The organism is Stenotrophomonas sp. 86428_Sma, assembly GCF_056481585.1.
Genome location: NZ_CM151156.1, coordinates 926,223 through 941,872 on the forward strand (window position 1 = coordinate 926,223; position 15,650 = coordinate 941,872).

General features: G+C 66.3%; 7 protein-coding genes and 2 pseudogenes. 2 read left to right on the plus strand and 7 right to left on the minus strand.

Going from position 1 to position 15,650, the window contains the following annotated elements; genetic code table 11:
* Positions 1-45: 45 nt before the first annotated feature.
* The 7 genes and pseudogenes from ACZK3J_RS04210 to ACZK3J_RS04240 all read right to left on the minus strand — a co-directional run bounded on the left by ACZK3J_RS04210 (position 46) and on the right by ACZK3J_RS04240 (position 14,481).
* Positions 46-2,970: a TonB-dependent receptor domain-containing protein gene (locus tag ACZK3J_RS04210; protein WP_149909471.1), complete on the minus strand. Its 2,925-nt coding sequence runs from the start codon at positions 2,968-2,970 to the stop codon at positions 46-48.
* A gap of 337 nt (positions 2,971-3,307) precedes the next feature.
* Positions 3,308-6,277 (minus strand): TonB-dependent receptor domain-containing protein, encoded by a 2,970-nt coding sequence (locus ACZK3J_RS04215; RefSeq protein WP_478476434.1) that lies wholly within the window; start codon positions 6,275-6,277, stop codon positions 3,308-3,310.
* 306 nt (positions 6,278-6,583) lie between these two features.
* Positions 6,584-8,109: pseudogene (ppx, locus tag ACZK3J_RS04220) on the minus strand (exopolyphosphatase).
* Positions 8,110-8,499: 390 nt separating this feature from the next.
* Positions 8,500-10,587: a polyphosphate kinase 1 gene (ppk1, locus tag ACZK3J_RS04225; RefSeq protein ID WP_049400920.1), complete on the minus strand. Its 2,088-nt coding sequence runs from the start codon at positions 10,585-10,587 to the stop codon at positions 8,500-8,502.
* A 4-nt stretch (positions 10,588-10,591) separates the two neighbouring features.
* A pseudogene (phoR, locus tag ACZK3J_RS04230) lies at positions 10,592-11,922 on the minus strand (phosphate regulon sensor histidine kinase PhoR).
* Positions 11,923-12,028: 106 nt separating this feature from the next.
* Positions 12,029-12,718 (minus strand): phosphate regulon transcriptional regulator PhoB, encoded by a 690-nt coding sequence (gene phoB, locus ACZK3J_RS04235; protein WP_065199549.1) that lies wholly within the window; start codon positions 12,716-12,718, stop codon positions 12,029-12,031.
* A gap of 116 nt (positions 12,719-12,834) precedes the next feature.
* Positions 12,835-14,481 (minus strand): M48 family metalloprotease, encoded by a 1,647-nt coding sequence (locus tag ACZK3J_RS04240; RefSeq protein ID WP_032129079.1) that lies wholly within the window; start codon positions 14,479-14,481, stop codon positions 12,835-12,837.
* Between the two features lie 142 nt (positions 14,482-14,623).
* Between ACZK3J_RS04240 and grxC the strand changes: the two genes are divergently transcribed.
* Positions 14,624-14,914, plus strand: a complete 291-nt coding sequence (grxC, locus tag ACZK3J_RS04245) for a glutaredoxin 3 (RefSeq protein WP_049400919.1) — start codon at positions 14,624-14,626, stop codon at positions 14,912-14,914.
* On the plus strand, positions 14,911-15,303 hold the full coding sequence (locus ACZK3J_RS04250) for a carboxymuconolactone decarboxylase family protein (protein ID WP_004146041.1): 393 nt from the start codon (positions 14,911-14,913) through the stop codon (positions 15,301-15,303). Before grxC ends, ACZK3J_RS04250 begins: the two co-directional genes overlap by 4 nt.
* Positions 15,304-15,650 lie beyond the last annotated feature (347 nt).

Here is a 15,650-nt window from a genome sequence, read left to right on the forward strand (position 1 = left end):
CACGGCCCCGAAGGGCCGTGGCGGTCGTGCAGGGGGCGTGGTGGATCAGAAGCGCTGCTGGTATTTCATGTAGATGAAACGACCGATGTCGAAGCCACCGTAGTAGGAGAAGTTGGCGCTCGGCTGGCTGTACATGGCCGGTCCCTGGCGGCCGAACACATTGTTGGCACCGATCGAGACGGTCGCATCCCATGGCAGGTTGTAGCGCGCCTGCACGTCGTGGAAGGTGACCGATCCGCGACGGTTGTAGTCACGGCTGCCACTGAACCACGGCGCGCGCTGGCCCGGGTGCGAGCACTCACCCGGATACGTGGCTGCATCCAGGCAACGCTCCTTGACCGCGGAGAAATAGCGCAGGCCCCAGTTAAGGCCGAGGTTGCCACGCTCCCAGCCCAACGATGCGTTGGAGCGCACACGGAAGCCGATGCCGCCGTTGCTGGCGATGCCATTGCTGGGAATGGGCGGGGCATCCGCCTCGTTGGTGGTCCGTTCTTCCGCGGCGACCACATAGGTGGTCTTCCAGTCGGCGCTCAGCGTGCCCCAGGACGTTTCGATCTTGTGGCCGATCTCCAGGTCATAGCCTTCGGCCTGGCGGAACCCGCTGTTGCGGCTGCCATAGTTGAGCGTGTTGACGATGCCCAGTTCCGGGTCGCGGGTGAAACTGCCGCAGCGCTCGGCGATGCCCAGTTCGTAGCAGTCGCGGAGGATGTCGTTGGGATGGTCGGCGACGATGGTGTTGTCGATACGGATCTTCCACCAGTCCAACGCAATGTTCAGTCCTTCGGCAAACGTCGGGCTCCAGACCAGCCCCAGCGTGCGGCTGGTCGAGGTTTCCGGCTTCAGGTCGGGATTGGAGCCGTTGGTGAAGGGCAGGGGCGTCTGCCCACTGCTGCCGGTGATCGGCTCGTTGCCCTGGCCGAGCTGGCGGTAGCTGTCCGCGTTGGCGATGTCGGCGGCGCAACGTGCACGTACCTCCGGGCTGCTGGCGGCGGCGCCATAGACCGTATCGCAGGGGTCACGGAAGCCGGTGGTGAAGGTCTGCGAGCCGCCGCCGTACAGATTCGAGATGGTCGGCGCACGGAAACCCTGGGCCCAGGTGCCACGGACCAGCAGCTGGTCGATCGGCTTCCACGAGATGCCGAACTTGCTGTTAAGGGTTCCGCCGAAGGTGGTGTAGTCCGAGTAGCGCGTTGCCATGTCCAGGGTCAGCTGGCGTGCACCGGGGAGGTCGCTCAGCACCGGCACGCTCAGCTCCAGATAGGCCTCGTCGACACGGTAGCCACCGCCGGTGGGGCCCGCCGCCAGGTTGGTGGTGGCGCCGGTCTGGGCCAGCGCGTCGGGAATGAAGCGACCCTCCTCGCGGCGGCTCTCCACACCCAGGGCGAAGCCCAGTTCCCCGGCAGGCAGCGTGGCAAGGCCGCCACTGAGGCTGGCGAACAGGTTGCGGGTGGTGTTGCGGCCACGGGTGAGTTCCTCGGGGAACAGCCAGTCCTGCAGTTCGCCATTGCCGGTCAGGCCGTACGGGTCATCCTGGCCATACGGCACCAGTGGATTCCAGGGCTTGCAGCCGGCAATCGGTGCATCCGGTGTACCGCATTCCACCTTGCCGGTGGCCGGGTTGTAGAACGAAGGACCGGTGGAATCGGCAACGCGCTGCTTGTGCAGGTTGCCGGTAGCACGCTGCTCCAGCTCGCTGCGGTTGTACTGGTAGCCGGCTTCCCAATCGAAGTCGCGACCGGCGAACTGGAAGCTGCCTTCAAACGCTGCAACACCCTGCCAGGTGGTCAGTTCGCTGGTGCTGACGCGTGGAATCTCCCAGGTGCGGCGGTTCCAGTGCACGTCGCTTGGGCGTTCATAGCCGTGGTGGCTGCCGAACGGATTGAACCAGCTGTCGGCGGACATCGGCGTGATGCCGGCCGCACCGGACTGGAACGGATAGCCGGCAATCTGGCGCGTGGTGGTGCGTCGGTTGTAGGCCAGCTGGGTGTTGAAACGGATCTGGTCGTTCAGATCCATGCGTGCATCGACGAAGAGCGAATCGCGCTTGATCGGCGTTTGCACGTGCATCTGTTCATTGCTGTTGCTGACATCACCGGTGAACGGTGTGTTGTCACTGAGGTGGAAGCTGTCCGGCCCGCCCGGCTGGCTGCCGCGATCGAGCGAATAGCTGCAGCCACGGGCGCTGCTGCAGCCCGGGCCCTTGAAGCCGACGATGCGCCCCCACTGCCCGACCGTGGTCCAGCCATCGTCCGGATGACGATCGGTATAGGTGTAGGCGCTGAAGCCGCGGTCCTTCGCCCAAACGCCCTTTTCTTCGACATGCTCGGCGGCGACACTGATCGAAGCGCGGTCATTCGACCAGCCGGCAACCACGTCGTACTGGGTGCGGGCACCATCGCCTTCGCTGAACTGCCCGTGGTAGACGTTGGCGGTCACGCCCTGGACGTTGCGCCGGGTGATGATGTTGACCACGCCGGCCATCGCGTCGGAACCGTAGATGGCCGAGGCGCCGTCCTTCAGCACTTCCATGCGTTCCACGGCAGCGGCGGGAATGCTGGATATATCCTGGTAACCCGAAGTGGTCATGCCCAGGCGCTTGCCGTTGACCAGCACCAGGGTGCGCTGTGCACCGAGGCCGCGCATGTCCACGTAGCTGCCGCCTGCGGCCTCGCCTGCACTGAGCGGGCTGGCACGGCTCAAGGCCGGGCTGCCGGTCGCGGTCAGGTTCTGCAGGATGTCGGCAACGGAATTGAAGCCCTGCCGCTCGATGTCGGCGCGGCTGATGGTCAGCACCGGCTGCGCGGTTTCCAGGTCGACCTGGCGGATGCGCGAACCGGTGATCTCGATACGGTCCAGCGTGGTGGCTTCCGGTGCGTGCTGGGCGAATGCGGGGGCGGCCAGTGCGGTGGTGGCCGTCATCGCCAGTGCACGACGGATCGCCAACCCGAGCTCGGGAATACGGATGGTCATGGGTCTCTCTCTCAGTCTTCGAAGTCTTCGGAACACAGCCAAGCGGGGCTGCGTCAACTCCACCGCGGCGGTGGATGTTCGAACCTAGTGAAGATGGATGGGGAGACGTATGGGCAAGCGACGAAAGCGCTGCAGACGGCCGTGACGCTTCTGCACAAAGCGGAAGCAAATCAATCGATTGCTCCAACCTGTGGCATCGCGGCGGACGCAGCGTAGAGGACCGTGTCCCTGATTGAACGCATCACGGTCAATGTGGAAAGCGACAGTCTGCGCGGAGGCAGAAAAAAACCACGGCCCCGAAGGGCCGTGGTCGTCGAGCTTCAACAGCGCGGATGGATCAGAAGCGCTGCTGGTACTTCATGTACATGAAACGACCGATGTCGTAGCCACCGTAGTAGGAGAACGACGAGTTCGGCTTGCTGTACATCACCGGCGCTTCCTTGCCGAACACATTGTTCGCGCCCACCGAAACGGTGGCATCCCACGGCAGGTTGTAGCGGAACTGCACGTCGTGGAAGGTCACGGCACCGCGCTCGTTGTACGCGGTCGGCGACTTCAGCCACGGAGCCAGGAAGGTCGGATCGGAGCATTCGTCCGCATAACGCGAGGCGTTGAGGCAGCGCTCCTTCACACCGGAGTAGTAGCGTGCCGTCCAGCTGACGCCGAAGTCACCCACATCCCAGCCCAGCACCAGGTTCGAGCGCACGCGGAACGCAAGGCTGGTGGCGGTGCCGATGGTGTTGGCAACGCCGTTGATCGGCGTGATCGCTTCGCGGACATCGTTGGTGGAGCGGTAGACGTTCTTGCTGACGTAGGTGCTGGTCCAGCCTGCGCTCAGCTTGCCGTAGCTGGTGTCGACGCGGTAGCTGACATCCAGGTCGTAACCTTCGGTCTCGGCAAAGCCGGCATTGCGGTTGCCGAACTTCAGGCCGGTGACGATGCCGTTGGACGGGTCACGGCTGAAGCGGCTGCAGCGCGATTCGATGCCCTGCTCGTAGCAGTCCCTCAGGATCTGGTTCGGGCTGTCACCGACGATGGTGTTGTCGATGCGGATCTTCCACCAGTCCAGCGCCACGTTGAAGTTGCTGATGAAGGTCGGGCTCCACACCAGGCCCAGCGTCTTGCTGGTCGAGGTTTCCGGAACCAGCAGCGGGTTGGAACCGGACACGAACGGCGTCGGGGTCGCATCCTGCGCCGTGGTTACCGGCGTGTTGCCCTGCTTCAGCTGGCGGAAGTTGGCGGCATCGGCGATGTCACGTGCGCATCGCGCGCGGACTTCAGCACTGCCCTTGGCCGAGCCGAACACGGTGTCGCACGGATCGCTGAACTGCGCGAAGGTTTCCGAACCACCACCGTACAGGTCGTTGATGGTCGGGGCGCGGAAGCCTTCTGCCCAGGTACCACGGACCAGCAGCTGGTCGATCGGCTTCCACTTGAAGCCGAACTTGCTGTTGAGCGTGTTGCCGAAGGTGTTGTACTTGGAGTAGCGGGTGGCGGCACTGAAGCTCAGCTCACGCGCACCGGGCAGGTCGGCCAGCACCGGCACGCTGAGCTCCAGGTAGGCTTCCTTCACGTTGTAGCTGCCACCGGTCGGGCCTGCGGCCAGGTTGGTGGTAGCGCCGGTCTGGGCCAGGGCATCGGGGGTGTAGCGGCCATCTTCCTTGCGGCTTTCCACGCCGAAAGCGAAGCCCAGGTCGCCGGCCGGCAGGGTCATGATGCTGCCGGACAGGTTGGCGAACGCGTTCTTGGTGGTGGTCCGGCCGGTGGTGTGCTCCGCCGGGAACAGCCAGGCCATCAGTTCTTCATTGCCGGTCAGTCCGTTCGGATCGTTCTTGCCGTAGGGCACCAGCGGGTTCCACGGCGTGCAGCCGCTGATCACCGCGCCCGGACGGCCACACATCACCTTGCCGGTGGTCGGATCCAGGAACGACGGACCCACGGCGTCACGCACGCGCTTCTTGTGCAGGTTGCCGGTGGCGGTAGCGGTCAGCTCGTTGCGGTTGTACTGGTAGCCCACGTCCCAGTCGAAGTAGCGCTGGCCGATCTCGAAGCTGCCATCCAGCGACACTACCGCACGGTAGGTCTTCAGTTCGCTGGTGCTCACACGCGGGATTTCCCAGGTGCGGCGGTTCCAGGCCACGTCGGTTGGCTTGGCATAGCCGTGCTGGTTGCCGAACGGATTGAAGTAGCTGTCCTTGGACATCAGGCCGGTGGCGGTTGGGTCGCCCGAGATGGACACCGAGCTGGACTGCAGGGGGTAGCCTGCAATCTGGCGCTCGGCCGAACGCTTGTTGTAGCCGAATTCGGTGCGCAGGTTGACCTGGTCGGTGATCTTGAAGCGACCGTCGAAGTACACCGAATCACGCTTGAGCGGATACATGACGTGCATCTGTTCGTTGGCGTTGCTGACGTCGCCGGTGAACGGGGTCGCATCGGTCAGGTGGTAGTTGGCCGGGTTGGTCGGGTCAGCACCACGGTTGAGCGAATAGCCGCAGCCGTCCTTGGTGTTGGTGCAGCCCGGGCCGCCCTTCAGGCCGGTGACCTGGCCCCACTGGCTCAGCGTGGTCCAGTTGGAGGCATCGTTCGGGTGGCGGTCGCTCACGCCGTACTTGCTGAACCAGCGGTCCTTGGCCCAGACGCTCTTTTCTTCGGAGTGCTCCAGTGCCAGGGTCAGCGACACGCGGTCATTGCTCCAGCCACCCACCACGTCGAAGCGATCGCGCGCGCCGTCACCTTCGCTGTACTGACCGTGGTAGACGTTGGCGGTCACGCCGTTGACGTTGGAACGGGTGATGATGTTGACCACGCCGGCCATCGCATCGGAACCGTAGATGGCCGACGCGCCATCCTTCAGCACTTCGATGCGCTCCACCGCCGACACCGGCAGCGAGGACACGTCCTGCAGGCCCGAGGTGCTGATGCCCAGGCGCTTGCCGTTGACCAGCACCAGGGTGCGCTGCGCGCCCAGGTTGCGCATGTCGATGTAGGTGCCGCCGGTGTTTTCGCCCGAGCTCAGTGCGTTTGCACGGCTGATCGCCGGGCTGCCCATGGCGGTCACGTTCTGCAGGATGTCGGCCACCGAGCTGAAGCCCTGGCGCTCGATGTCCAACCGGCTCAGTGCCAGGACCGGCTGAGCGGTCTCCACGTCCACCTGGCGGATGCGCGAGCCAGTGATCTCGATGCGATCCAGGGTGGTCGGCGCGGCGGTGCTGCCACTCTGGGCGAACGCAGGCAGGGCGGCCAGCGTCGCAGTGGTTGCCAGGGCGTAGCGGATGGCCTGCCCCAGGGGGGTGGTACGTGAAGTCATGACGAGCTCTCTCTCTCTCAGGTCGTGCAGGGACGCCAAAAGGGGCGTCGAAGAAATCGGCCGCCCACAAGCGGACCGATGACCCGATAGTAGTCTCGTTGGTTAATGCTCTGTAAAGAGGTCGTGTCGATTTGTACCAGGCTTCATCGTCAGATTTCACGAAAGCTCAACAAAAGCAGTCGCTTAGCTGTAACGCTGAATGCGCTCCCCCGACTTGATCTGCTGCGTCGCAGCAGGTCAACCGGGGGCGCATGCGCGAACCGTAACGGTGTGTGACCTTCTTTCCCTCGCGGGAAAGCGTGAGCCTCAGGCTACGAAGGGCCGGAACTGGATGCCCAGCCCGGCGATGCCGTCGGTCTCGCCGATCAGATCGGCGCGCAGCAGTGGCCGGGCATCAATGAAGGCCTGCGGCACGATCAACGACAGGCGGTTGTCGTCGGCGGTCAGTTCCAACGCCGGCAGTGGATCGTCCTCATGGGCACGATTGAGCAGCACCGCCAGGCGCAGCAGGGCGGCCAGCCGGCGAGCGGTCAGCAGCAGGCGCTCGGGCAGGGCGTCGAAGGCGGTCTTGGTCACGCTGCGGCGATGGCTGCGCACCAGCGCGGCCAGCATCTGCTGTTCCTGCCGCGAGAAGCCGGCGATATCCGAGTGTTCCAGCACGTAGCTGCCATGCACGTGGTAGCCGCTGTGCGCGATCATCAGGCCCAGCTCGTGCAGGCGCGCGGCCCAGCCGAGCATGCGCGCGTCGTCGGCATCGAGCCGCCAGCGTTCCTGCACCTGTTCCAGCAGTGACAGCGCGGTGTCCTGCACACGGTCGGCCTGCACGGTATCGATGCCGTAGCGCTGGCTGAGCGCGGACACCGATTCATCGCGCAGGTCGTTCTCGCCAGCGCGGCCGACGATGTCGTAGAGGATGCCTTCGCGCATCGCGGCCTTGCTGACCAGCAGCTTCTGCAGGCCCAGTGCCTGGAAGGCGGCCTCCAGCACCAGGATGCCGCCGGCAATGATCGGGCGGCGGTCGCTGGACAGCCCCGGCAACTGGATGTCGTCGATCTTCTTGGCCTTCAGCAGTTCGTCGCGCAGTTGCGGCAGGGCCTCGGCGGTAATCGCGCCCTTGCTCAGCTTCATCGTCGCGCAGATCTCGCTGATCGCCTTGTGCGTGCCCGAAGAACCCAGCGCCTCCTGCCAGCCCAGCGCGCGGTACTTGCTGGCGAAGGGCTGGAACTCGCGACCGATCTCGGCCAGCGCGTCCTTCCAGCGCTTCTTGCTCAGCTTGCCGCCGGGGAAGAAACGCCGGGTGCTGGCAATGCAGCCGGCCTGCAGGCTTTCGCACTCCAGGGTCTGCATGCCCATGCCGATGATGAATTCGGTGGAGCCGCCGCCGATGTCGATGACCAGCCGGCGCTGGCCGGGCTTGGGCGGTTGTGCATGGGCCACGCCCAGGTAGATCAGGCGCGCTTCTTCGCGGCCGCTGACCACTTCGATGGCGTGCCCGAGCGCGGTTTCGGCGGGAACCAGGAACGACTGCGGTGAACGCAGCTGGCGCACGGTGTTGGTGGCCAGTGCGCGCACCCGGTGCGGCGGTACATTGCGGATGCGCTGGCCGAAGCGGGCCAGGCATTCCAGCGCGCGCTGCCGGGCAGCGGAGGAGAGTCCCCCTTGCCATCCAGGCCGTCGGCCATGCGCACCGTCTCGCGCAGGCGGTCGATCACCCGCAGCTGGCCGAGCGTGTAGCGCGCGATGACCATGTGGAAACTATTGGAGCCAAGGTCGATGGCGGCCAGCAGGTCGCCATCCTGCAATGCGGGCGGAGTCGTGGTGGTGTGCGGCATGGACGAATGTTAGCCGAAGGGGCGGTGTGCTCGTCACCGCGCGGCCTTCACATTTTGGAAGAGGGGAGTGCGGCAGGGCTGCGCCCTGCACCCGCAGAGGCCAGAGCAACAGCAACAGCAACAGCAACAGCAACAGCGGGCTATCCGTGGGATGGCGGGGCGGGTCCGATGGCAGGGGACGCCGTGAACCCGTCCATGGGGGCTTGGTCGCCGCATCCATGCGGCTCACACCCCTGCCACCGGACCCACCCCGCCTTCGACAGTTCTCTGCGATCTGCCGGGACGGCGTTCTGCGCGGCTGTTGGTGGGTGTCGACCTTGGTCGACACGGTAGATCCACGCCATGCGTGGATGAATCCAAACGTGCCGACCAAGGTCGACACCTACCGGGTCAGAGACCCTGCATCAGTGCCATCTGCGCAGAATGCGGTGCCTCGTCGTGGGCGGGCGCACGCTTGTGGTAGATGCCGTCGGCATCCAGTTCCCAGGCATTGAGGTTGTCGTCCAGGTAGTTCTGCAGGACCTCGCGGTAGACCCGCTTGGCCAGCTCCGGATCGAGGATCGGGAAGCAGGTCTCGACCCGGCGCAGCAGGTTGCGCTCCAGCCAGTCGGCGCTGGCGCAGTACATCTCCGGTGCGCCGTCGTTGCCGAACCAGTAGACGCGGCTGTGCTCCAGGAAGCGGCCGACGATCGAGCGCACGCGGATGTTGTCCGAGATGCCCGGCACACCCGGGCGCAGGGTGCAGGCGCCGCGGATGATCAGGTCGATCTGCACGCCGGCCTGCGAGGCGGCGTACAGCGCGCGCACCACCTGCGGTTCGTTCAGGGCGTTCATCTTGGCGATGATCCGCGCCGGGCGGCCGGCGGCGGCGATGCGTGTTTCGCGCTCGATGCGGCCGAGGATGCCGGTGTGCAGGGTGAAGGGCGACTGCAGCAGGCGCTTGAGCTTCATCTTCGAGGCCAGCCCGGACAGCTGCTGGAACAGCAGGTGCACATCGTTGCCGATGTCCGCATCGGCGGTGATCAGGCTGATGTCGGTGTACGCACGGGCGGTACCGCTGTGGTAGTTGCCGGTACCAAGGTGCACATAGCGGCGCAGCTTGCGGCCCTCGCGGCGCACGATCAGCAGCATCTTGGCGTGGGTCTTGTAGCCGACCACGCCATACACCACCTGCACGCCGGCCTCCTGCAGGCGATCAGCCAGGCCGAGGTTGGCTTCCTCGTCGAAGCGGGCGCGCAGTTCGACCACCACGGTCACGTCCTTGCCGTTGCGCGCGGCCTGGATCAGTGCATCGACAATCAGCGAATCCTTGCCGGTGCGGTACAGGGTCTGCTTGATCGCCAGCACGTTGGGATCGACCGCCGCCTGCCGGATCAGGTCCAGCACGGCGGTGAAGGCATCGAACGGGTGATGCAGCAGCAGGTCGTGGCGCGCCACTGTCTCGAAGATGCCGTCGCTGTCGCGCAGCGTGCGCGGGGTCATCGGCGGGTACTTCAGGTCTGGCTGTGCGATCAGGTCGTACAGCTGGATGATGCGGTTGAGGTTGACCGGGCCGTCGATGCGGTACACCGCGTTCTCGGTCAGGCCGAAGTTCTGCAGCAGGGTCCGCACGATGTCGCGCGGCATGTCCTGCGCGATTTCCAGGCGCACTGCCGGCCGGTAGCCGCGGTCGACCAGTTCGTCGCGCAGTGCCAGCGCCAGGTTCTCCACTTCCTCCTCGTCCACCACCAGCTCGGAGTTGCGGGTAACGCGGAACTGGTAGGCACCCTGGACTTCCATGCCCGGGAACAGTTCATCGACGAACGTGGACAGCACCGAGGACAGGAACACGAAGTTCTGCGGACCGCCGAGCTTCTCCGGCAGCTGGATGATGCGCGGCAGCGAGCGCGGCGCACGCACGATGGCCAGGTGGCCGGCGCGGCCGAACGCGTCGGTGCCCTTCAGCACCACCACGATGTTCAGCGACTTGTTGAGGATCTTCGGGAACGGGTGCACCGGGTCCAGGCCCAGCGGCGACAGCACCGGCATGATCTCGTTGCGGAAGTACGCACGCAGCCAGCGCTTCTGGCGATCGGTCCAGGAATGGCGGCCGAGCACGCCGATGCCGGCCTCCATCAGCGCCGGGCGCAGCGTCTCGTTCCAGCAGCGGTACTGCTGGTCCACCAGTTCCGCGGCGCGGTCATGGATGGCGTTGAGGATGGCCTGCGGGCTCATCCCGTCCGGCGCCGGCGGCAGGCCGAATTCCTGCGCGTGGCGTACGGCAGCGGCGCGGATCTCGAAGAACTCGTCGAGGTTGGTGCAGGAGATGCACATGAAGCGCAGGCGCTCCAGCAGCGGCACCTGCGGGTCCATCGCCTGGGCCAGCACGCGGAAGTTGAAATCCAGCTGCGACAGCTCGCGGTTGATGTACAGCGCCGGGTCGCGCAACGGATCGTTGTCCGGGCTCACGGGGAGGGGGAGGGATCCGAGGCTGCTCATGGCGTCATTCTTCGATGGAGGTCAGGGGGGCGGACTCGCGCGGGCGCACGTGGTCGGCATCGAAATGGCAGGAGAACACCGAGCCCTTGCCGACCTCGCTTTCAATCTCCAGCCGTGCGTGGTGCAGGCCGAGGATGTGCTTGACGATGGACAGGCCCAGGCCGGTACCGCCGCTTTCGCGGGAGCGGCTGCTGGAGACACGGTAGAAACGTTCGGTCAGGCGCGGCAGGTGGGAGGCCGGGATGCCATAGCCGGAATCGCGCACCGCCAGCACGGCACCGTCGCCTTCGCGGCGGAACTCCACGGCGATGCGGCCACCGGCCGGCGTATAGCGCACCGCATTGGTGACCAGGTTGGAGAAGGCGCTGTGCAGCTCCTTGGTCGAGCCTTGCAGGTCAACGCCGGCCAGGTCGTCGATGCTGATCTGGTGGCGGCCCTGGCTGTGCGCTTCGGCTTCGCGGCGCAGGGTCGCCAGCATCGGCTGCATGGCCACGGTCTCTTCCTCGCTGTGTTCCTGCGATTCGAGGCGCGACAGGGTCAGCAGGTCTTCCACCAGCTGGGCCATGCGCTGGCTCTGCTTGCGCATTTCTTCCAGCATCGGTCCGGTTCCCGGGAAATCCTCCGGGTCCATCATGTCCAGATAGCCGTGCACCACGGTGAGCGGCGTGCGCAGTTCGTGTGAAACGTTGGCCACGAAATCGCGGCGCACCTGTTCCAGGCGCAGCAGCTTGCTGACGTCGCGGGCGATCAGCAGCCAGTAATCCGACGAATAGGGAATCAGGCGCAGGTTCAGGCGGATCGCCGGATCGACCGGCGAAGGCACGTCGAGGATCGGTTCGGCGTTGCGGCCGCCGGCCAGCCAGTGCGCCAGCGGCATCGGCTGCAGGCGTTCGACCAGGGCTTCGCCGAGGTCGCCGGGATGGTGCAGGCCGAGCAGGGCGGTGGCTGCCTCGTTGAACCACTGCACGCGCTGGCTGTTGCGATCCAGCACCACCACCGCATCGGGAAGTGCGGCGGCCGCGGCGCGATAGCTGCGCAGCATGTCCAGCAGGCGGCGCTTGCGCACGCGCATCTCCACCTGGTTGCGGTACAGCAGGCGGTCCAGTTCGTTCCAGACGCCGGTGCCTTCCTCTGCGGTGTCCCAGCGCTGGCGCGCGGTCAGCCGGCGCAGCACGCTGCGCAGTCGCCAGTAATGCCAGGCCAGCGTGGCCAGCGCGCCCAGTGCGATGCACAACCACAGATGGCCCGTGAACCACCCCCCAGTCCGGCGAACAGCAGTACCGCGGCAACGGTGGCCAGGGTCTTCAACCAGGCAGAGCGGATGTGGCGGGGCATTGCGATCTCGTCGTTGAGGTGCGGCGGTTCACTGGGGTGAACCGAGGGTTATAGCAGAGTTGCCGGCGCCGGCACCCGCAGGTGCGTGGCGCCGGCACGACGAGACTCAGGTAGCAGTGGAGAAGCGGTAGCCGGCGCCGCGCACGGTCTGCACCATGTTTTCGGCGTTGAACGGTTCCAGCGTCTTGCGCAGGCGGCGGATGTGCACGTCGATGGTGCGCTCCTCCACGTACACGCTGCCGCCCCACACATGGTCCAGCAGCTGGGCGCGGGTATAGACGCGCTCCGGGTGGGTCATGAAGAAGTGCAGCAGGCGGTATTCGGTCGGGCCGATCGGCACCGGCTGGTCGCTGGCGAACACGCGATGGGCGGCGCCGTCGATGCGGATAGGGCCGACCGCCACGCTGCCGTCCTCGTCGTCCTCGCGGGCGCGGCGCATCACCGCACGGATGCGGGCCAGCAGTTCGCGCGCCGAGAACGGCTTGACCACATAGTCGTCGACGCCGGCTTCAAGGCCACCCACGCGGTCGTTTTCTTCGCCGCGGGCGGTCAGCATGATGATCGGCACTTCGCGGGTCAGGGTTTCCTTGCGCCAGCGCCGGGCCAGGTCCAGGCCGCTGGTGCCGGGCAGCATCCAGTCCAGCAGGATCAGGTCGGGGACGCGGTCGGCGATGGCGGTCTGGGCCTCACGGGCGTCGCCGGCGTGGACCGGTTCGTAATCGCCCTTGCGCAGGGCGAAGGCGACCATTTCACGGATCGCGGGCTCGTCATCGACGATCAGGATGCGTTTCTGCACGAGGACACCGTAGGGCTCGGTTACTGGAGTGGTGCCAGTAGACTACGGTTTGATGACATGTTTGTGACTGCCTGGCCGGAACCGTTCGGGATTGCCATCGGCCGGTCATGCAGCGCTCAGCGGCGGTCCAGGTCCGGGTCCTGCACGCCCTGCCGGCGCAGCTCCAGCACGGTGGGGGTGATCGCTTCGATGCGCGCATCTACCCGTGCCCGGCCTACGTAGTCCAGCGCCGGATTGCGCTTGAGCGCCTGCAGCTGCATCAGCGACTGTTCCGGCCGGCCGCTGAGGAAGGCCGCCTCGGCGTAGGCCTCGCTGGCACGCACGCTGTCGCCGGCCAACTCGCTGGCGCGGGCGTACCGCTGCTGGAAGACCGGATCGTTACCGCTTTGCGACAGTAGGGGCCGCAGCATGGCCTGCGCGCGCTGGCCCGCCTCGCGGCTGCCCTGTTCGTTCAGGATCTCGGCATAGGTCAGCGCCACCGGACGGCTGTTGGGGTGCTGGCGCAGCAACTGCTCGAAGCGGCTGTTGGCCTGGGCGGTCTGGCCTGCACGCGATTCGGCCTCGCCCAGCCCCAGAGCCAGCCACAGGTTGTCCGGGCGGGTCTGCAGCAGGCCTGCCAGGGTCTGCCGGGCCTGGGTGGCGCCGGCGCGACCGCTGCGCATCACCGCCAGCGCCTGGCCATAGCGCTGGGCATCGTTGAGGCCGTCCTTCTGACGCTTGGCCAGATCGGCATACTCGCGTTCCAGCTCGGGGGTGGAATCCGCGCTGAGCACGCGCAGGCGCTCGCGGGCCCAGTCGAAGTCGCCACTGGCGCCGCGGCTGAGCTGGCCCATCGGGATGCGCAGCACGCTGCTGGGCAGCAGCGGGTTGGTTCCGCGCAACAGGGGTTCGGCCAGGCTGGGATCGGCCGGGTCCACGCGCTCCCTGCGCTCGCCGCTGGGGGTGCTGGTGGTCAGCAGCACCGTGTCCTTCTTCATCTGGTCGGCGCGGGCCTTCGCCTCGCTGATGCGGGTGATGTTGACCGGATGGGTGCGCAGGAACTCGGGCACGCTGTAGCCACCCTCGTTGCCGCGCATCGCCGATGCCATCCGCTCGAAGAAGCCGGCCATGGCGTCCACGTCGTAACCGCTGCGCGACAGCGTGCGGATGCCGAGGCGATCGGCCTCGGATTCGTTGGAGCGGGTGTAGTTGATCTGGCGCTGCTGCATCAGGCCCATGCCCGAGCTGATCGCGGCCATGGTCGCGTTGCCGGACGACGTGCTGTTGCTGGCCTGTGCGGCCACCACCGCCGCCAGCATGCCGAGCAGGATCGGGATCTGGTCGCGCTGGGCACGCTCGACCCCGCGCAGCACGTGCTGCTGGGTGACGTGGGCGATTTCGTGCGACAGCACCGCCGCGACCTCGTCCTCGCGCTCGGCGGTCAGCACCAGGCCGGCATTGACCCCGATGTAGCCGCCCAGCGTGGCGAAGGCGTTGATCTGGCGGTCCTTCATCACGAAGAAGGTGTACGGCTGGCGAGGCTGGTCGCTGTTGGAGCCGAGCCGGGTACCCATGGTCTGCAGCCAGTCGTTGACCAGCGGGTCATCCAGCAGGTAGCCGTAGTTGCGCAGCTCGCGCAGCATCATCGCGCCGTACTCGGCCTGGCGGGCCGGGGTCAGCAGCTCGCCGGCCGAGGAGCCGATGTCGGGCAGCTTCTCCTGGGCCTGGGCGAGCGGCATGGCCAGGGCCAGGGTGACGGCGGTAGTCAGCAGCAGGGCTCGCAAGCAGTGGGTCCTCGGGCAGGGCGCGCCAAGCGTGGCAGGGTGGGGGGCAACCATTCGTTAATCCACAGTGTTGCGGCCGTGGCGTGGAAATTCCAGCGCACCGGTACCATATGTAGACCGTCGATCCATCGTGGAGTTTCCCGTGACAGCCCAGACCGCCGGCGGTGCCCCCGCCATCACCATCTATTCCACCGCCGTCTGCCCGTACTGCGTGGCCGCCAAGAACTTCCTGAAGAGCAAGGGCCAGCAGTGGACCGAGGTCCGCATCGACCTGGACCCGGTCGAGCGCGAGAAGATGATGGCACTGACCCGCCGTACCAGCGTGCCGCAGATCTTCGTCGGCGACGTCCACGTGGGCGGCTACGACGACATGATGGCCCTGCACCGTGAAGGCAAGCTCGAGCCGCTGCTGGCCGGGCAGGGCCAGGCATGAGCGCGGCCGACGACGGCAGCAAGGACCGCATCGCCGAGTTCACCGACTTCCGCAAGCGCATGAACGAGCGGATCCTGGGCGAGCCGAACCAGGTGGTGCGCCGCTTCTTCGCGCTGGACACGCAGACCTACCAGGCCGGCGCGCTGGATGTGAAGACCAAGGAACTGCTGGGCCTGGTGGCCTCGATGGTGCTGCGCTGCGACGACTGCATCAGCTACCACGTGGCCCAGTGCAAGGACGCCGGGGTGACCCGAGAAGAGTTCTTCGAGACCTTCTCGGTCGGCCTGGTGGTGGGCGGTTCCATCGTGATCCCGCACCTGCGCCGCGCGGTCGACTTCCTCGACCAGCTCGAAGGCGGCGCCGCCGCCCCGGAAGCGCACGCGCACTGAACCTGACGGGCGCCGGGAACCGGGCCCTGTGGCCCTCCCGGTAGTGCCGGCCGCTGGCCGGCATTCCGTGAACCCCACATGGCCGAGGTTGCCGGCCAGCGGCCGGCACTACCGGTCGCTTCCCCGCAATCCAACAGCCCAGGAGCCCCTTCTTGTTGAAGGGGCGCGCCGACAGGCGGGGGTAGAGGAAGAATGCGCGGGCAATTATGCCTTTGCCGGGGTCAGGACCATGGTCTACTTGGGTAGCCGGCCCCGGCTAAGGCATAATTGCCGGTGAAACTTCCTTTGCGCCGGCGTTTCCGGGCACGTCCGGACGGCGTTTTTCCCCCTGTTCGGAACATCGATCA

Excerpts from the sequence above, each read along its gene's own strand:
- ACZK3J_RS04210 (WP_149909471.1), bottom strand. The coding sequence starts at position 2,970 with ATGACCATCCGTATTCCCGAGCTCGGGTTGGCGATCCGTCGTGCACTG.
- ACZK3J_RS04215 (WP_478476434.1), bottom strand. The coding sequence starts at position 6,277 with ATGACTTCACGTACCACCCCCCTGGGGCAGGCCATCCGCTACGCCCTG.
- ppk1 (WP_049400920.1), bottom strand. The coding sequence starts at position 10,587 with ATGAGCAGCCTCGGATCCCTCCCCCTCCCCGTGAGCCCGGACAACGAT.
- ACZK3J_RS04250 (WP_004146041.1), top strand. The coding sequence starts at position 14,911 with ATGAGCGCGGCCGACGACGGCAGCAAGGACCGCATCGCCGAGTTCACC.